Raw genomic sequence first — 20275 nt, forward strand, 5'->3', positions numbered from 1 at the left:
AAATTATAAATAAACACTATGTCATCAAACAAGAAATACTGGAAAAGTGTTGAAGAGCTAAACGAGAATAGCTCTATTGTTGAGGCGCTTCAACAGAATGAATTTGTGGAAGAGATTCCGACAGATGAATTTTTGGGAGATAAAGATTCATTAGAGTCTTCGTCTACATCGCGTCGTGATTTCTTAAAATACGTTGGTTTTAGTACTGCAGCAGCTTCCTTAGCCGCGTGTGAAGGTCCAGTGATTAAGTCAATTCCTTATATAGTGCAACCAACGGAAATTATTCCTGGTGTTGCTAACTATTATGCAACTACAATTGCGGATGGTTTTGATTTTGCCAGTGTTTTAGTTAAGACAAGAGAGGGGCGTCCTATTAAAATTGAAAATAATACGGATGCATCATCTAATGGTATTGCAAATGCTAGAGTTAACGCTTCAGTATTAGGATTGTATGACAACCTTAGGGTGAAGTCACCAATGAAAGGTGAGTCTACAATCTCGTGGGATACTTTTATGTCAGAAACGGCTTCGAAATTAAATGGACTTAATGGAAAACCAATTGTGTTATTAACACAATCAATGCCTAGTCCATCAACAGATAAATTAATTGCAACATTTAAATCTAAATACGGAAATGTAAACCACGTATCTTATGATGCGGTTTCAGATTCTGCAACTTTAGATGCATACCAAGCAAAGTATGGCTCTAGGGGAATGGCTAATTACGATTTCTCAAAAGCTATGACGATTGTTGCTGTTGGTGCTGATTTCTTAGGGGATTGGCAAGGTGGTGGCTTTGAGTCAGCATATGCAAAAAAACGTATTCCGGCTAATGGTAAAATGTCTAGACATATTCAATTTGAATCTAATATGTCTTTATCGGGTGCCAATGCAGATAAGCGTATTCCATTAACACCTAGTCAACAAAAATTAGCACTTGCTAAGTTGTATAGTTATGTTACAGGTGTTGCGTTGCCAGGATCTTTACCAGAAGCTTTAGATAAAGCAGTAAAGGATGCAGCAAAAGAATTAAGTCAAGCTGGTAGTAATGCAGTTGTTGTTACTGGAATTCAAGATGTCAATGCACAAACAACAGTTTTAGAAATTAACGAGCATTTAAGAAGTAAAGCTTTTGATCCTAAAACAACTGTTAAGACGAGACTTGGAAGTAATAAAGCAGTAACAGAATTAGTAGCTGATATGAAGGCTGGTAAAATTGGGGCAATCATCATGAATGGTGTTAATCCAATGTATACATTACCAAATGCTTCAGATTTTAAGGAAGGATTAGAAAAGACAGAATTATCGATTGCGTTTTCGATGAAACAAGACGAAACGTCATCAAATTGTCAATATATTGCTGCTACGCCACATAATTTAGAATCTTGGGGTGATTTCGAATTTAAATCTGGTCATTATTCTATGATGCAGCCAACAATTCGTCCTTTATTTGATACGAAGCAATTTCAAGAGGTATTAATGAGCTGGACGGAAACGTCAGGTTCTTATAGAGATTATTTAAAGTCTGTTTGGACAGCAGGTATATTAAATGGGTCTTCATTTAATAAAGCTGTTCAAGATGGTGTTTTTGTTTCTGGCTCAACTAGAACAGGATTGGCAACAACGACTTCTACAACAACAGAATTAGCGGATAAAAAAGATAGAACATTTTTAGGTGGTGTTATTCATGATGTTGCTGTAGGTGTTGGAATAAAAGAAGAAGACAAAGACGAATATAAGACAACAACATCTACCACTGTAAATGGTGTAGATACGGCATCTGTTTTATCAGGTGGTGCGGCGGCAAGAGCTCTTGCAGCTTCTGCTAAAGATGGTAATTTAGAGTTGTCATTTTATACTAAAGTAGGTATGGGAGATGGCCAACAAGCTAATAACCCATGGTTACAAGAATTCCCGGATCCTATTACAAGAACATCTTGGGACAATTACATTACAGTATCTCAGGCTGATGCTAAAACTTATGAGTTAGTTAACGAGAATGTTGCTAATGGCGGTCTTAACGGAAGTTATGTTGATGTCACTGTTAATGGTGTTACTGTTCCTAAGGTACCCGTATTAATTCAACCAGGTCAAGCAAAAGGATCGGTTGGTATGGCATTTGGTTTTGGTAGAACTTCAAAAGCGCTTAAAGAGGAGATGAAGACTGGTGTTAATGCTTACCCATTATACCAAGGGTTTAACTCAGTTCAAGAAGTAACTATTAGTAAAGTAGCTGGTCAGCATGAGTTTGCTTGTGTTCAGTTACATAATACGCTAATGGGACGTGGTGATATCATCAAAGAGACTACATTAGAGATATTCAATACAAAAGATAAGAAGCATTGGAATTCAATTCCTCAGGTTTCATTGAATCATATAGAAACTCCTGTAACATCTCCTGATGTAGATTTATGGGATGAATTTGATCGTTCTATAGGTCATCATTTTAATTTATCAATTGACTTAAACGCTTGTACAGGTTGTGGATCATGTGTTATTGCATGTCACGCTGAAAACAACGTGCCAGTTGTTGGTAAATCAGAAATGAGACGTAGTAGAGATATGCACTGGTTGCGTATTGATCGTTATTATTCTTCTGAAGATACTTTTAAGGATGATTTAGATAAGAAAAATAACATTTCAGGATTAGGTAGTTCATTAAGTGAATTTGGTGAATTAGAGAATCCTGCTGAGAGTCCACAAGTGGTATTCCAACCCGTAATGTGTCAACATTGTAATCATGCACCTTGTGAAACTGTTTGTCCTGTTGCAGCAACAGCTCACGGTCGTCAAGGTCAAAACCACATGGCTTATAACCGTTGTGTAGGTACTAGATATTGTGCAAACAACTGTCCTTACAAAGTACGTCGTTTCAACTGGTTCTTATACAATAAGAATGATGAGTTTGATTACTATATGAACGATGATTTGGGTCGTATGGTATTAAACCCAGACGTCGTAGTGAGATCTCGTGGGGTTATGGAGAAATGTTCTATGTGTATTCAAAAAACACAAAAAACGATTCTTGATGCTAAGCGTGATGGACGCCTTGTTAAAGATGGTGAATTCCAAACAGCGTGTTCAGCGGCATGTGGAAATGGAGCTATGATTTTCGGGGATATTAATGACAAAGAGAGTCAAATTACAGCATTAAAAGAAGACGATCGTATGTATCATTTATTAGAGTATGTGGGTACAAAACCTAACGTAATCTATCAGACAAAAGTGAGAAATACATCAAAAGCGTAAATTAAATTAAGAAACAAGTATATAATTATGGCGTCTCATTACGAAGCACCTATTAGAAGACCTTTAGTAACTGGAGAAAAATCGTATCACGATGTTACAGTTGATGTCGCAAGACCTGTTGAAGGCAAGGCCAACCGTGCATGGTGGATTGTTTTCAGTATAGCTTTGGTCGCATTCCTTTGGGGAATAGGTTGTATTATTTATACAGTATCTACGGGTATTGGAGTTTGGGGTCTGAACAAGACTGTGAATTGGGCTTGGGATATTACTAACTTCGTTTGGTGGGTTGGTATTGGTCACGCAGGAACACTTATTTCTGCGGTACTATTATTATTCCGTCAAAAATGGAGGATGGCAATTAACCGTTCTGCGGAAGCTATGACAATCTTCGCGGTTTTTCAAGCAGGTTTATTTCCAATTATTCACATGGGTCGTCCTTGGTTGGCGTATTGGGTTTTACCAATTCCAAACCAATTCGGGTCATTATGGGTAAACTTTAACTCACCTTTACTTTGGGATGTATTTGCAATCTCGACGTATTTATCGGTATCATTAGTATTCTGGTGGACAGGTTTATTACCAGATTTCGCAATGTTGAGAGATAGAGCTGTTCGTCCTTTCCAAAAGAAAATCTACGCTTTAGTGAGTTTTGGTTGGTCTGGTCGTGCAAAAGATTGGCAACGTTTTGAGGAAGTATCTTTAGTCCTTGCTGGTTTAGCAACACCTTTAGTACTTTCTGTACACACTATTGTATCTTTTGATTTCGCCACATCGATTGTTCCAGGATGGCATACTACAATTTTCCCTCCTTACTTCGTTGCAGGGGCAATTTTCTCTGGATTCGCCATGGTAAACACACTTCTTATTATTATGAGAAAAGTGTGTAATTTAGAAGATTATATCACAGTACAACATATCGAGTTAATGAACATTGTAATTATGCTTACAGGTTCTATCGTGGGTGTTGCATATATTACAGAGTTATTTATTGCGTGGTACTCTGGGGTAGAATATGAGCAGTTTGCATTCTTAAATAGAGCGACTGGTCCTTATTGGTGGGCATACTGGTGTATGATGAGTTTTAACGTCTTCTCACCACAATTTATGTGGTCTAAGAAACTTAGAACAAGTATCATGTTCTCATTCTTTATTTCTATTGTAGTAAATATAGGTATGTGGTTTGAACGTTTTGTAATTATAGTAACATCATTACATAGAGATTATTTGCCATCATCTTGGACAATGTTTTCTCCAACGTTTGTAGATATTGGAATTTTCATCGGAACTATTGGTTTCTTCTTTGTATTGTTCTTGTTATATGCACGTACATTCCCTGTAATTGCACAGGCTGAAATTAAAACAATATTAAAATCTTCAGGTGAACGTTATAAGCGCATAAGAGAGAATGGAGAAACACTTTCTGGTACTGGTGCAGATTCTAGAACATCTAATTTTAAGATTCCAGAGCAAACGACAGCTTCAAAGCCACTTCAAGATACCACTGAGAAATTAGGTAACTTATTGGAAGGTGTTGGTAGATTCGATGCTTCATTACAAACGGCTGACGATTTAAAAGTTATTAATGGAATCGGTCCTAAAATGGAAGAAGTACTTAATAACATTGGTATCTTTACTTATGCACAAGTAAGTAAAATGACAAAGAGAGAATATGACTTGTTAGACGAAATTACAGGTTCTTTCCCAGGAAGAGCAGAACGTGATGATTGGTCAGGACAAGCTAAAAACTTAATAAACAACTAATATAGTCTATGGAAGCTTCGAAAGTAATTCATGCTATTTATACCGATGATGATGTTTTAATGTCAGCCGTTAAAACGGTAAAGGCAGAACGATATCACATTGAAGAGATATACACACCTTTTCCAGTTCATGGACTAGACAAGGCAATGGGATTAGCACCAACGCGTTTAGCTATTACAGCATTTCTATATGGTGCTGTTGGTTTAGCAGTTGCCACTGTAATGATGAACTATATAATGATCCAAGATTGGCCTCAAGATATTGGTGGTAAACCTAGTTTTAGTTTTTTAGAAAACATGCCAGCTTTTGTTCCAATTATGTTTGAGCTTACAGTGTTCTTTTCAGCGCATTTAATGGTGATAACATTTTACATGAGAAGTAAAATATGGCCATTTAAAAAAGCTGAAAATCCAGATCCTAGAACTACAGATGACCATTTTTTAATGGAAATTGCAGTTCATAATAACGAAGAATCATTAACCAATCTGTTGAAAGATACAGGTGCAGTTGAGATAAACATTGTTAACAAAGATGAAGATGCACATTAATATGAAGAAAGCCACAAAATATATCGTTGTATTAGCAGTGTTGGTTAGCTTTATGTCTTGCCAAAAGAACTCTAGGCCGAACTACCAGTATATGCCTAACATGTACGAATCAATTGGTTATGAAGCCTATCAAGAATCTGATGCATTTGCAAACGGTGTTGAAGCACAATTGCCAGCTGAAGGTTCTATACCAAGAGGTGATTTTATGCCTTTTGAAATTGAAAACACTAATGAAGGCTACGCATTTGCTAAAGCGAACCTAACAAGTCCATTAGATTCTACTCAAGTTGATTATGATAGAGCAGGTCCGTTATATGGTATATACTGTGGTATTTGTCATGGTAACAAAGGTGATGGAAAAGGTAAATTGGTACAACGTGAAAAGATTTTAGGTGTGCCGAGTTATGCAGATGTTGGTAGAGCAATTACAGAAGGTAGTATCTATCATACCCTTTATTACGGTAAGAATACAATGGGTTCTTATGCTAACCAATTGAATGAAGAAGAACGTTGGCAAGTTGTTGCATATGTTCAGAAGCTTAAGGCAGATTTAGAAAAGTAAGATTTAGATAAAGATTATATAAATGGAATATAAAATTTCAAATCGATTAAGAACAGGAGCTATCATTTTAATGATCTTGGGAGTATTAGGTGTTGGTTATGGCTTTATGGATGCGTATAGTGTTAATGAAGACAATATAACTGAATTTCTAGCAAACGAGGATCATCATGGAGATGAACATGCTACCGAATCGCATGGAGAAGAGCACGATATGTCCACAGCACATGCTGAGGAAAGTCATGCAGATGATGCACATGGTGCCGAAGTTGAAGCTGAAGGTCATGAAATGACTCATGAAGAACATGTGTTACACCAATTACATAATAGACCATATGCAGCGCTATATGTAGCGGCATTCTTTTTCTTTATGATTTCACTTGGTGTTTTAGCATTCTATGCAATTCAGTATGCTGCTCAAGCAGGATGGTCACCAGTACTATTTAGAGTCATGGAAGGTATTACATCATATGTTTTGCCAGGTGGTGCACTTGTATTACTAATTGCGTTTTTTGCAGATAGTCATATATTTATTTGGATGGATGAAAATGTGGTAGCACATGATGCCATAATTCAAAATAAGTCTGGTTGGTTAGATAAAACCTGGTTTATGATTAGAGGATTGATCTTCTTAGGAGGTTGGTCAGCTTACCGTCATTTCTCAAGAAAATTTTCTGTAGCACAAGACCTTGCTGATATTAATGATAATAGCAACTTTAAGAAGAACTTCAGAATATCTGCAGCATTCTTAGTATTTTATATCTATACTGAGTCAATTATGTCTTGGGATTGGATAATGAGTGTGGATCCACACTGGTTTAGTACCTTATTTGGATGGTATGTATTTGCAAGTATGTTTGTAAGTGGTATTACAGTTATAGCTTTAATTACTATTTTCTTAAAATCTAAAGGATTACTACCATTTGTAAATGATAGTCATATTCATGATTTAGCTAAATTTATGTTTGGTATTAGTATTTTCTGGACGTATTTATGGTTCTCTCAATTCATGCTAATATGGTATGCTAATATTCCAGAAGAAGTGACTTACTTTGTTACACGTATAGAGGATTATAATTTACCATTCTTCGGTATGGTTGCAATGAACTTTTTATTCCCATTATTACTTTTAATGAATAGCGATTATAAACGTATTCCTTGGTTTGTAGTGATGGCAGGTGTTGTAATACTATTTGGACATTATCTAGACATATTCAATATGATTATGCCAGCAACAGTAGGAGATAGATGGTTTATTGGTTTTCCTGAGATAGGATCAGTATTGTTTTTCGGTGGGTTATTTATGCTTATCGTATTTACATCACTTGGTAAATATCCATTATTAGCAAAAGGGAGTCCTTTTATTAAGGAAAGTGAACATTTCCATTATTAATATTAAATAAGAAAAGAAACGATAATGACGGCTTTATTAACGATAATAATTGTAATTTTTGTAGCGGTTGCCATTTGGCAAATGGTGAAGATATTTGATCTAGCCCAAGTAGGTACAACAAATACACAAGTTGCAGACGATCAAGATAACAAGATCAATGGTTACTTAATGATGGGGTTCTTAGTATTCATCTATTTGATTACTATACTTTGCTTTTGGTATATTGGAGATCTACCTTTAATGTCTAATGCGGCATCAGAACATGGTTCAGAAGTTGATAATCTTATGATTATCTCTATGGTTGTTATTTTTGTAGTACAAACCATAACACAGTTTTTATTACACTATTTCGCTTTTAAATACAAAGGTGAAAAAGGTAAGAAAGCATTTTTCTATGCCGATAACAATACTTTGGAGTTTATATGGACAATTATTCCTGTTATCGTATTGGCTGGATTAATTATCTACGGTTTATTTACTTGGAACGATATTATGAATGTCGATGAAGATGAAGACCCAATGGTTATTGAATTATATGCACAACAATTTAGCTGGAAAGCTAGATATAGTGGTAATGATAATGTTTTAGGTAAAGCTAATGTAAGATTAATTGATATAGATCGTGCTAATGTTTTGGGTGTAGATGAAGAAGATCCTAATGCTCAGGATGATGTTATAGTATCAGAACTGCATTTACCAGTAGGTCAACAAGTAGTTTTTAAAATGCGTTCTCAAGATGTTTTACACTCAGCTTATATGCCGCATTTTAGAGCCCAAATGAACTGTGTTCCTGGTATGGTAACACAATTCGCTTTTACTCCAACAGTAACTACGGCTGATATGCGTCAAAATCCAGACATTGTTGAGAAAGTTAAAAACATTAATGACCTTAGAAATGAGAGAAAAGTAGAGATTGAAGAATCGGGTCAAGAATTAATATACGAATTTGATTACTTACTATTATGTAATAAAATTTGTGGAAAGTCGCACTACAATATGCAAATGAAGATTATTGTAGAGACTCAAGAAGAATTTGATGCATGGATGAAAGAACAAACTACATTCCCAAATTCATTAAATTAACTAAGGTTTTAAGAAAAAGATAAACAGATTATGTCAGCAATATTAGATACACACGGTCACGACGATCACGACGTACATCACCACAAAGAAACATTTGTAACCAAGTACATCTTTAGTCAAGATCACAAAATGATTGCTAAGCAGTACCTTGTTACAGGTACTCTAATGGGTGTTATTGGTGTTTTGATGTCTATAATGTTTCGTATGCAAATTGCATGGCCAGAAGAGCCAAATGTATTATTTGAGGCATTATTAGGTAAATGGGCTCCTGACGGAGTTATGGATGCTGATGTTTATTTAGCATTAGTAACTATACATGGTACTATCATGGTATTCTTCGTATTAACGGCAGGATTGAGTGGTACCTTTAGTAACCTATTAATCCCATTGCAGATTGGTGCACGTGATATGGCTTCAGGATTCCTTAATATGGTATCGTATTGGTTATTTTTCATATCATGTGTTATAATGATTAGTTCGTTATTTGTAGAGGCTGGACCAGCAGCTGCAGGTTGGACAATTTACCCGCCATTATCGGCGTTACCAATGGCTTCTGGTGGTTCTGGATTAGGTATGACCTTATGGTTGGTATCCATGGCTATCTTTATTGCATCGTCATTACTTGGGTCGTTAAATTACATTGTAACAGTAATTAACATGCGTACAAAAGGTATGTCTATGACGAGATTACCTCTTACAATATGGGCATTTTTTGTAACTGCTGTTATTGGAGTGGTATCATTCCCTGTATTATTATCAGCGGCATTATTATTAATAATGGATAGAAGTTTTGGTACATCATTCTTCTTATCAGATATTTTTATACAAGGTGAAGTATTACATTATCAAGGTGGATCACCAGTATTATTTGAACACTTATTTTGGTTCTTAGGACACCCGGAAGTATATATCGTTATTTTACCAGCAATGGGATTAGTATCTGAAATTATGGCGTCGAGTTCACGTAAGCCAATCTTTGGATATCGTGCAATGATTGCTTCAATTTTAGCTATTGCATTCTTGTCAACTATTGTTTGGGGTCACCATATGTTTATTTCTGGTATGAATCCTTTCTTAGGATCTGTATTTACATTTACAACATTATTAATTGCGATTCCTTCAGCTGTAAAAGCCTTTAACTGGATAACAACACTCTGGAAAGGGAACCTACAAATGAATCCGGCTATGCTGTTTTCTATCGGTTTTGTTTCTACATTTATTACAGGTGGTTTAACAGGAATTATCCTAGGAGATAGTGCTTTAGATATTAATGTTCATGATACGTATTTCGTAATTGCGCATTTCCACTTAGTAATGGGTATTTCAGCTCTTTATGGAATGTTTGCAGGGATTTACCATTGGTATCCAAAAATGTTTGGACGTATGCTAAACAAAAATTTAGGGTATTTACATTTCTGGATTACGGCAATTTGTGCTTACGGAGTATTTTTCCCAATGCACTTTATCGGAATGGCAGGTTTACCAAGACGTTATTATACTAACTCTAACTTCCCATTATTTGATGATTTAGCAAACACTAATGTGATCATTACGATATTTGCAATCATTGGAGGTTTGGCTCAGATTATTTACTTATACAACTTCTTTGTGAGTATGTTCTATGGTAAGAAAGCGGTTCAAAACCCATGGAGATCTACAACTTTAGAGTGGACAACACCAGTAGAACACATACATGGTAACTGGCCAGGTGCGATACCACACGTTTACCGTTGGTCTTACGATTATAGTAAGCCAGGACATGATGTGGATTTTGTACCTCAGAATGTGCCTTTAATGGAAGGTGAAGAAGAGCTTCAACATTAGATAATTTCCTTTGAAAAAAGGAACTTTATAATAGATTAGAAAAGACCTTTGGATAGCTATCCAAAGGTCTTTTTCTTTATATTTGTTTACCATAGTTGAGCATTCTAAATATGTTTCAGAATGTTTTTTTATAATTTAAATAAGATTCCCACTTGCGTGAGAAGTATAGATGAACGAAAACCTAAATCCAAATAGCGATAATTTCAGTCCAGAAGAGCTAGATGTCGAAAAGAAATTAAGACCATTAACGTTTGAAGACTTTACAGGCCAGGATCAGGTACTCGAAAATTTACTGGTGTTTGTACAAGCTGCTAATTTAAGAGGTGAAGCATTAGACCATACCTTATTTCACGGACCTCCCGGTCTTGGGAAAACAACCTTAGCACATATTTTGGCTAATGAGTTAGATGTTGGTATTAAAGTTACTTCTGGGCCAGTTTTAGATAAGCCTGGTGATCTAGCAGGTCTTCTTACTAACTTAGATGAACGTGATGTTTTATTTATTGATGAAATTCATCGTTTAAGTCCAATTGTAGAAGAGTATTTATATTCGGCAATGGAAGATTACAAAATAGACATCATGATTGAATCTGGGCCAAATGCTAGAACGGTTCAATTGAGTCTAAATCCATTTACATTAATTGGTGCCACGACACGTTCAGGATTGTTAACAGCACCCATGCGTGCTCGATTTGGTATTCAAAGTCGGTTACAATATTATAAAACCGATTTGCTCACAACAATTGTGCAACGTAGTGCGTCTATTTTAAATATGCCAATATCTATGGAAGCTGCTATTGAAATTGCGGGTAGAAGTAGAGGAACACCTCGTATTGCCAATGCCTTATTAAGACGTGTTAGAGATTTTGCTCAAATAAAAGGGAATGGTAAGATTGATATCGCCATCGCTAAATTTGCATTAAAAGCGCTGAATGTTGATGCTTACGGATTAGATGAAATGGATAATAAGATATTAACTACTATCATTGAAAAATTCAAAGGTGGGCCAGTTGGTATCAGCACTATTGCTACGGCTGTAAGTGAAAGTACAGAAACGATAGAAGAAGTATATGAACCTTTTTTAATTCAACAAGGCTTTATAATGCGAACACCTCGTGGACGTGAAGTTACAGAACAAGCTTATAAACATTTGGGCAAGGTAAAAGGACCAACACAAGGAGGTTTGTTTTAAAATCGTATAGATTCTTAGTAGCTAACCTGTTTTAAACTTAATTTAAATACCGCTAATTATATATTGAAATCAGAAAGCAACATACCTACGGTTCCTTTAAGTCGATTTTTTAAACACTCTTTAGAGATTCTTAAAAATCCACTGCCTTTTCATCATCAAAACTTTGAAGCGCAAGGTGATGTTTTCAGATTAAAAATTGGATTTAAAAATAGTGTGGTCTTTGTTAGAGATGCGGCCTTTGCAGAATATGTCCTTCAAAAGAATCAAAAGAATTATACCAAATCTAAAATCCAAACAGAAGATTTAGTAAAATATGTTGGTACCGGATTGTTAACTGCAGAAGGAGAGCATTGGAAGAAACAACGCAAACTCATTCAGCCAGCCTTTCATAAAAAACAATTAGCAAATCTTTTAGATAGTATTAAAAATGCTATTCTTTCCGAATATAGCAAGATTACTACGAATGCTACTATAGACATATTTCCCATTCTTAATGACTTGGCATTTCAAGCCGTTGTAAAATCATTGTTTAGTAGTGCGGCTAATCAAGACGATATTAATCGGTTGCAATATATTACAGAAGCTGCTCAAAAAATGCTTGTTAAAGAGTTACGCCAACCGTATTTAGGATGGTGGTTTAATGTGAGTGGAGAAATTCAAAAACACATAGATTTAACCGGTGAGGCACGACAAATACTAAAACGTATTGTCAACGAACGAAGAGCTTCTGAAGTAAAGGAAAATGATTTATTAGACATGCTGTTAGAGGCTAGATATGATGATGGCAATCCAATGGAAGAAGAGCAGCTCATTGATGAAATCTTAATTCTATTTACGGCAGGTCATGAAACTACGTCTAACGCGCTCACATTCATAACACAACTCTTGGCGTTACATCCTGAGTGGCAAGAAAAAATTCTAAAAGAACGGGTTATAATTCTTTCAAATAGCGATGATTTAATGGACTTGGTAACCCAATCTAAAATTTGTCAGCAAGTTATAGAAGAAGGCATGCGATTATATCCACCAGTGTACTTTATAGATCGTGTAAACAAAGAAGCGGATACTTTTAATGACATGGATTTTGAAGCTGGATGTAATCTTTTATTCTCTGTTTATGAAATGCATCGTCATCCTAAATTATGGGAGCAACCCGATGCCTTTTTACCTGAACGTTTTAGTGAAGGTGGTCGTAAATTTTCATCTCACTATTTTCCTTTTGGAGCAGGTCCACGGAAATGCATTGGAAATAATTTTGCCATGTTCGAAATGATTATTGCGGTTTCAGAATTGGTTTCTGCCTTTAAGGTAATTCCAAAGTTTGATACCATTGATATCACACCATTAATCACTCTAAAACCTAAAAATGCTTTTTTAAAGTTTGAAAAACGATAGTAGTGTTAAACCATAAAGCTAAATACAGTGAGATGATTAAAGCCGAAGCCAAACGCCTCGGTTTTTTGTCTTGTGGCATTAGTAAGGCTGAATTCCTAGAAACCGAAGCACCACGATTAGAAGCATGGTTAAATAAGAATATGAATGGTGAAATGCATTATATGGAAAACCATTTCGATAAGCGTTTAGATCCAACATTACTTGTTGAAGGTTCAAAAAGTGTGGTGTCTTTACTGTTGAATTATTATCCGTCAGAAACTCAAACGGACGATTCTTATAAGCTTTCCAAATATGCTTACGGAAACGATTATCATCATGTCATAAAACACAAGCTAAAGTCATTATTGTATTTTATTCAAGATGAAATAGGAGAGGTTGGCGGACGTGCTTTTGTTGATTCCGCACCAGTTTTAGATAAAGCTTGGGCTGCAAAGTCTGGTTTGGGTTGGATAGGTAAACATTCAAATTTATTAACCCAACAAGTAGGTTCTTTTTATTTTATAGCCGAATTAATCATAGACTTAGAATTAGAATACGACCATATAACGACAGATCATTGTGGTACGTGCACTAAATGCATAGATGCTTGCCCAACTGAAGCCATTACAGAACCGTATGTGGTGGATGGAAGTAAATGTATTTCCTATTTCACCATAGAACTTAAAGAAAATTTACCCACAGAATTTAAAGGCAAATTTGACGATTGGATGTTTGGATGTGATGTTTGCCAAGATGTTTGTCCTTGGAATAAATTTAGCAAACCACACAATGAGCCTTTATTTAATCCGCATCCTGAATTACTGGATATGACCAAAAAGGATTGGGAAGAAATTACAGAAGATACCTTTAAAAAAGTGTTTCAGAAATCGGCTGTAAAACGGACTAAGTTTCCTGGTTTAGAACGGAATATTAAATTCTTAAAATAGTAAGTATGAAATTATACTATATTTTAGTTTTTCTAATTTTATGTTTTAGTTGTTCCTCTAAAAGAAATTCTGTTTATTTTGAGAGTATTCCCAGTCAATATGCTGATAATGACTATAAATTTGATTTGGATAATGTAGTTTACCCAGTAAATAGAGAGGTCTTATATCAATGCACTATTGAACATAATAACAAGCTTTTAGATACAGATTTGAGATATGTAAGGATGATAATTCAAGGAACCACAAAACCTTTCTCTAGTTTTGATCCGACTTATAATCAAACAGTTGTTAAGTATGAATATTTAGATCACAGCAAAAAACAGATTACTAGAGAAAGAACAGGTTTGGTTGAAAATAAAATCAATATATGGTTACATCCGCCACGTCAAACAGACTTGCATGTATTGCAGCTTTCTGCTTTTCCATATATAAAATTGAATGCTATTAAAAATTGGAAATGGAAACTTGTCGGTACTTATGGTAGTTATGAGAGCGTAGAGTTAACGCATCATTACAAGAAAAATGAAGAGCGCATTTATGATTCCAATTTAGGTCAGCTTAAATGTATTTTGGTTGATGCTATAACTAAGAGTCGTATTGGTAAAACGACAGCAGAATTCTTATATAATGACGAATTGGGTTTTGTAAAAATGAAGTTTTCTACAATTGAAGATACTACGATCACACTAGAAATGATAAAAGAATAAATAACTGAAGTCACCCTTAAAAAAGTGTTTCAGAAATCGGCTGTAAAACGCACTAAGTTTCTTGGTTTAGAGTGGAATATTAAGTTTTTGAAGGATTAATATACCCAAAATATCAAATCATTAATTTCGTTATATTTGTATAAGAACATAATATACTATGGATATTCAATTAGAAAAATATAAGTTAATGGAATGGTTGGTTTGAATGACGAAACCATTATTTCTAAATTAAAAGAGATTAAATCAAATTTATCTAATACTTCGGATTGGAATGAGGGTATTTCAGATACGGAAAAACTGCTAATTGAAGCTGGATTTAAAGATATTGAAGCAGGAAATACAAAGACTCATAACCAAGTAATGGAAGAAATTAAGGCTGCTTATGATATTTAATCATGGAATTATAAAGAGATTTTAGAATACCTTAAAATACAATGGACAAAAAGGTAGTTAATAGCTTTTAAGGAATTAACTAACGATGTTTTGTTCAAAATTCAAAAAAGGCAAATTGTATTCTCTATTGTCAATAAAGCATTAGGAATTAGAAAAATTGTTCTTCGCAAAAACGTCTCCTTATTTTACAAGGAAGATAAAAACAACATTTACTTAATTACTTTTTTAATAATAAAATGAATCCAGAGCGTCTGAGCGATCTATTGAAGCAATAACGATACTCGATTGAATTTTACATTATAGATATTGTAAAAATCAGATTTGAAATGGACTTAGTTTTTAAAAGATTAAATAGTATTACTTAAACGTAAAGCCCATAGAATATTTAAAAGTAAAATTATCGCTCGATTTGTCAAGATTGTGATACCCATACCGATAGAAAGCACCAACACCAATCCCTAAGTAACCAATATTTAAGTACGGAATTTTAATAATATTCTGAAGTTCTAGTCCTGTTTCTAAAAATAACTCTTCTTTGGTTTTAAATTCAATATTCTGATGATATGCCGTATGATCTAAACTTCCTATTCCGAGATTATTATAGAGCAGAACATCAGGCTGAAATTGGCCTTTGTTGTTAAATAGCCGTCCGAAGTTATGTGTTATGAACAAATTAGCATAGCGATCAGATAAAAACTCATAGGGTGTTACGGTTTGAAAATAATTCTTCACCACAAAAGGAATTTTTTTGTCTAAAGTTCCTTCGCCTGTAAATAGTAATCCATAAGGTAGCGCACTATCTATATAACCCAAGTCTAAGCGATATGTTGTTTTTCCAAGTCCTTTAGTTATAAAACTATGATCTAATGTAAAGCGTAATTTGTTATAATTAAAATCACTGTCAAAAGTACCTTTTAATCCTCTCGAGTAAATCAGGTTAAAAACGGGTGCATCGCTAGGTAGTCTGGTTGTTATTCCGAAGGTTCTTACTAGTTGTTCATTAACATGATAGCCAATACCGACATTGATTTCAGAATTGGTATAATTTGTCATTGGTAATCCATTAGTCATAAATTGATAATCGTAAAGCGGAGTCACATCAGCAGTATTAAAACCCAAATTCCAATTTATATTCCGCCAAAGTTTCATCTCTGTATGAATACTAAAGGATTCTAGAGCGTCCATTTGACTTGCAATCCAATTGCGTTGAACAAAAGGGTTATCAGTAGTATTTCCAGAATAGGTTCCTGTTTCTCGTAAATCATTCTTGTATTTTAAGCTTACTGAAATATCTTTCTCTCCAGGAACATTGACTAAAACCTCTCCTCCATATTTCCAAGTGTGGTCTTTAAACCCATAGGCACCATAGCCACCAATAGACACGTGTTTAAAAATATCATCATTTGTATAAAGTCCAAGCCCTAATCTTGTGCCTTCGTATTTATTATATCTAATTAGATGTTTTAGGTCTAGATCAACATATTTTAATGGAATTCTCCACTTAGCCAAACTAGGAGCCCACTTTAAAAACTTGTCCAATTTCAATTCCTCCCCAATACTATCCATTAACACATAAGTGCGCCGTTCTTTTACATCTAATGTATCCTTTCTGTACTGATCCCAATATTGAGAATATCGACCTTCTACTCCATCAGGTAAGGTGAGCGAAACTAATGGGAAGTCTTTCTTTTCTAGTGGAGTATTTAGGTTAATTTCAGATAAATAACTTTTACCGACATACTTAAAACTGCCAAAGCCTTCACCTAGAATAATAACGAAATTTAACTGTTCTGGAAACCAATGGTCGTTGTCTATAAATTTATATTTCTGCTGAATCATAAAATCTATTTTTCCAGAATTATAAGTTGAGGCATTAACACTTTCTACTGCATATTGGTTAGAATTAATATAAAGCAAACCTTCTAAGCCTTCAAAGTTGCGATTTGCTCTAGGTTCAAAAGAAATAACAAATACAGTGTCTTGTCCTTTTACGTATTCGTCTTTTAGTCTAAATTTATATTTGTTCGTACTCCCTTTTGAAATGGGATTTAGGTAGTTTGTTTCAAACAGAGAGATGTGCTCATCGTAAAAAGAAAAAGGTTGAAAACTATTGGCTAAAACAGCAAAATTAGGATTTTTAAAACCTGAAGTTCTTCTAGCAATAACACTATCTTCAGAAAATTTTGGTTTTAAATATTTATGCTTAGCAATGGTTTCTGTAATAAAAAAATAAGAATCTTTAAAAATTGAATCAACGGCTTTAAGCGAATCACTTTCGAGTTGGTCTTCATTGATGTCGACATAAACTTTGTCATAAGATTTATAGGTGAAGGAATTTAGGTTTTCAGGATTATTACGCTCTTTAGTAGCCACCGCTAATCTAATAATCCGATGTGCCGGATTTTCTCTATCAATAACCACTTCATCAAGTTCGCTAACAGCTTGCTTTAGCGTAATGATTTCGCTTTTTATATTTGCGATCCTTAAGATTTTTGTCTCATAACTGACATAACTTATGGTGATTTGCTTAATATCTGAATTAACAAAAAAGACACCATCAATATCAGTTGCAGTCCCTTTATGAGGGGAGTCATTAAAAATAATATTAGCAAATGGAATTACGGTACCACTATCTTCATCAATAAGTTTGAATTTTTTTAAGGATTGACTATAACTTGTTAAACTTAAAAAAACGAATACAATGGTTAATGCTACTACTTTTTTCATTTTACAACGTGTTAGGTGCAACAATGTAGTAAATTATCGATGAATTGATTAAACGTAATCTTTATTTTTAAAAAGACAGAAACCAAAGACGAACGTTCATTTTCTTATATTTGCAGCTTGTATTAAATGCATTTTTGTTTAATATCTAACCCATTCAAATTATGAGCAAACAAAGCAAACGTTTAGAAGCCTTAGTATATCACGCAAAACCAACTCCTGGTAAAATTAAAGTTGTACCAACAAAAAAATATGCGTCGCAACGCGATTTGTCTTTAGCCTATTCACCAGGTGTTGCTGAGCCCTGTTTAGAGATAGCCAAAGATGTAGAAAATGTCTATAAATACACGGCTAAAGGAAACCTCGTCGCCGTAATTTCTAACGGAACTGCGGTTTTAGGTTTAGGAAATATTGGTCCAGAAGCCTCTAAACCAGTGATGGAAGGTAAAGGGTTACTGTTTAAGATATTTGCAGACATTGATGTGTTTGATATTGAAGTTGACACGGAAGATGTTGAAGCATTTATTGCAACAGTTAAAAATATAGCACCAACTTTTGGTGGTATTAACCTAGAAGATATAAAAGCTCCAGAAGCTTTTGAAATAGAACGCCGCTTAAAGGAAGAATTAGATATTCCTGTAATGCACGATGATCAGCATGGTACAGCAATCATTTCGGCAGCAGCGTTGCTAAATGCTTTAGAAATTGCTAAAAAGAAAATAGAAGACGTCACCATAGTGGTTAGTGGCGCAGGCGCTGCGGCAATCTCTTGTACACGTTTATACCAAGCATTTGGTGCAAAGCGTGAAAACATAGTGATGTTAGATAGTAAAGGCGTGATCAGAGATGATAGAACTAGTTTAACCTCTGAAAAAGCTGAATTTGCAACCCATCGAAAAATAGATACTTTAGAAGAAGCGATGCAAAATGCAGATGTGTTTGTTGGTTTATCTCAACCAGATATTGTAACGCCAGAGATGCTGCTAACTATGTCGGCTAATCCTATTGTGTTTGCGATGGCAAATCCAAACCCAGAAATTCAATACCAATTAGCGATAGATACTAGAGAAGATATCATTATGGCAACGGGTCGTAGTGATCATCCTAACCAAGTGAATAATGTTTTAGGATTTCCTTTTATTTTTAGAGGAGCTTTAGATGTTAGAGCAACAAAAATTAACGAAGCTATGAAAATGGCAGCCGTTAAAGCTTTGTCTGATCTGGCAAAAGAATCCGTGCCAGAACAAGTGAATATCGCTTACGCAGAAACAAAATTAACTTTTGGTAAGGAGTATATTATTCCAAAACCATTTGATCCAAGATTAATTGCTGTAGTGCCGCCAGCAGTTGCTAAAGCAGCAATGGAAAGTGGAGTTGCAAAAGAGCCTATAGAAGATTGGGATCGTTATAGAAACTCATTATTAGAACGATTAGGGTCCGATAATAAATTGGTGCGTATGCTGATGGGTAGAGCAAAAACCAACCCAAAACGTGTTGTTTTTGCTGAAGCAGATCAGTTAGATGTTTTAAAAGCAGCACAGATTGCTTACGAAGAAGGCATTGCGCATCCCATCCTTCTGGGTAGAAAGAAAGTCATTTTAGAATTGATGGCAGAGATTGAGTTTAATGCTGACGATGTTGCTATTATAGATCCAAAATCAGACAAAGAAACCAATCGTAAAAATCGATATGCAAAAGCATATTGGGAAAAGCGAAAACGTCAAGGAGTCACCATTTATTCTGCAGAAAAAGTAATGCGCGAGCGTAATTATTTTGCCGCAATGATGGTCAATGTTGGTGATGCAGATGCATTAATTACAGGGTACTCTCGTAATTATCCATCAGTGGTAAGACCTATGTTAGAGCTAATAGGTATGGCAGATGGTGTTTCAAGAGTAGCAACGACCAATGTAATGATGACGCAACGTGGTCCAATGTTTTTAAGTGATACCTCTATAAATATTGATCCTTCAGCTAAAGACTTGGCTAAAATTGCGCGTATGACATCGCGAGTTTCAAAAATGTTTGGAATAGAGTCGGTTACGGCAATGATTTCGTATTCTAACTTCGGCTCTTCAGACAATCCAAGGGCGGAAAAAGTAAGAGAAGCTGTTGCGTATTTACATAAAGCACATCCAGAAATGGTTGTTGATGGTGAATTGCAAACGGATTTTGCACTTAATCAGAAAATGCTTCAGGATATTTTTCCATTTTCAAAGCTGGCAGGTCGAAAAGTTAATACCTTAATTTTTCCGAATTTAGATTCGGCAAATATTACGTATAAATTATTAAAGGAACTTAATAATGCAGAATCTATTGGGCCAATTATGATGGGAATGCGCAAGCCTGTTCATATTTTGCAACTAGGTGCCAGCGTAGATGAGATTGTAAACATGACTGCAATAGCAGTTATTGATGCACAAGAACGAGAAAAAAGGACGCCTAGGTTGGGGTAATCTTGTCTTTTAAGATTTACTGAAATGTGACTAAGCTCTTAAAAAGCCTAATGTAATTGCATCGA

14 protein-coding genes are annotated in these 20275 nt (G+C 35.0%); 13 read left to right on the plus strand and 1 reads right to left on the minus strand.

Features of this window, described 5'->3' with window-relative positions; translation table 11 throughout:
• The first annotated feature begins 18 nt into the window (after nucleotides 1-18).
• The 12 genes from HM986_RS07025 to HM986_RS07080 all read left to right on the plus strand — a co-directional run bounded on the left by HM986_RS07025 (nucleotide 19) and on the right by HM986_RS07080 (nucleotide 15030).
• Complete coding sequence (locus HM986_RS07025) at nucleotides 19-3249, plus strand: TAT-variant-translocated molybdopterin oxidoreductase (RefSeq protein WP_179334320.1); 3231 nt, start codon at nucleotides 19-21, stop codon at nucleotides 3247-3249.
• Nucleotides 3250-3276: 27 nt separating this feature from the next.
• On the plus strand, nucleotides 3277-5010 hold the full coding sequence (nrfD, locus tag HM986_RS07030; protein WP_179334321.1) for an NrfD/PsrC family molybdoenzyme membrane anchor subunit: 1734 nt from the start codon (nucleotides 3277-3279) through the stop codon (nucleotides 5008-5010).
• 8 nt (nucleotides 5011-5018) lie between these two features.
• The gene (locus tag HM986_RS07035; RefSeq protein ID WP_179334322.1) at nucleotides 5019-5558 is read left to right on the plus strand and encodes a DUF3341 domain-containing protein; all 540 of its coding nucleotides are present in this window, start codon (nucleotides 5019-5021) and stop codon (nucleotides 5556-5558) included.
• A 1-nt stretch (nucleotide 5559) separates the two neighbouring features.
• The gene (locus HM986_RS07040; protein WP_218841400.1) at nucleotides 5560-6120 is read left to right on the plus strand and encodes a c-type cytochrome; all 561 of its coding nucleotides are present in this window, start codon (nucleotides 5560-5562) and stop codon (nucleotides 6118-6120) included.
• Between the two features lie 22 nt (nucleotides 6121-6142).
• Entirely contained in the window at nucleotides 6143-7510 is a 1368-nt protein-coding gene (locus tag HM986_RS07045) for a quinol:cytochrome C oxidoreductase (protein ID WP_179334324.1), read from the plus strand.
• A gap of 24 nt (nucleotides 7511-7534) precedes the next feature.
• Nucleotides 7535-8593, plus strand: coding sequence for a cytochrome c oxidase subunit II (locus tag HM986_RS07050; protein WP_179334325.1), 1059 nt, complete (start codon nucleotides 7535-7537; stop codon nucleotides 8591-8593).
• A gap of 30 nt (nucleotides 8594-8623) precedes the next feature.
• Nucleotides 8624-10417: a cytochrome c oxidase subunit I gene (locus HM986_RS07055; RefSeq protein WP_179334326.1), complete on the plus strand. Its 1794-nt coding sequence runs from the start codon at nucleotides 8624-8626 to the stop codon at nucleotides 10415-10417.
• Nucleotides 10418-10586: 169 nt separating this feature from the next.
• Entirely contained in the window at nucleotides 10587-11609 is a 1023-nt protein-coding gene (gene ruvB, locus HM986_RS07060; protein ID WP_179334327.1) for a Holliday junction branch migration DNA helicase RuvB, read from the plus strand.
• Nucleotides 11610-11672: 63 nt separating this feature from the next.
• On the plus strand, nucleotides 11673-13004 hold the full coding sequence (locus tag HM986_RS07065) for a cytochrome P450 (RefSeq protein ID WP_179334328.1): 1332 nt from the start codon (nucleotides 11673-11675) through the stop codon (nucleotides 13002-13004).
• Between the two features lie 2 nt (nucleotides 13005-13006).
• The gene (queG, locus tag HM986_RS07070; protein WP_317167333.1) at nucleotides 13007-13930 is read left to right on the plus strand and encodes a tRNA epoxyqueuosine(34) reductase QueG; all 924 of its coding nucleotides are present in this window, start codon (nucleotides 13007-13009) and stop codon (nucleotides 13928-13930) included.
• 125 nt (nucleotides 13931-14055) lie between these two features.
• Nucleotides 14056-14637 (plus strand): hypothetical protein, encoded by a 582-nt coding sequence (locus HM986_RS07075; RefSeq protein WP_218841401.1) that lies wholly within the window; start codon nucleotides 14056-14058, stop codon nucleotides 14635-14637.
• A gap of 192 nt (nucleotides 14638-14829) precedes the next feature.
• Nucleotides 14830-15030 carry a hypothetical protein gene (locus HM986_RS07080; RefSeq protein ID WP_179334331.1) on the plus strand — a complete coding sequence of 67 codons (201 nt, stop codon included), beginning with the start codon at nucleotides 14830-14832 and terminating at the stop codon, nucleotides 15028-15030.
• Between the two features lie 357 nt (nucleotides 15031-15387).
• Here the strand turns inward: HM986_RS07080 and HM986_RS07085 are convergent, their stop codons facing one another.
• Nucleotides 15388-17757: a DUF5686 family protein gene (locus HM986_RS07085; protein WP_179334332.1), complete on the minus strand. Its 2370-nt coding sequence runs from the start codon at nucleotides 17755-17757 to the stop codon at nucleotides 15388-15390.
• Between the two features lie 161 nt (nucleotides 17758-17918).
• Here HM986_RS07085 and HM986_RS07090 point away from each other — a divergent pair, with 161 nt between their 5' ends.
• Nucleotides 17919-20210, plus strand: a complete 2292-nt coding sequence (locus tag HM986_RS07090; protein ID WP_179334333.1) for an NADP-dependent malic enzyme — start codon at nucleotides 17919-17921, stop codon at nucleotides 20208-20210.
• Nucleotides 20211-20275: the final 65 nt, after the last annotated feature.

It is taken from the genome of Winogradskyella costae (assembly GCF_013403865.1).
Classification (GTDB): Bacteria; Bacteroidota; Bacteroidia; order Flavobacteriales; family Flavobacteriaceae; genus Winogradskyella; species Winogradskyella costae.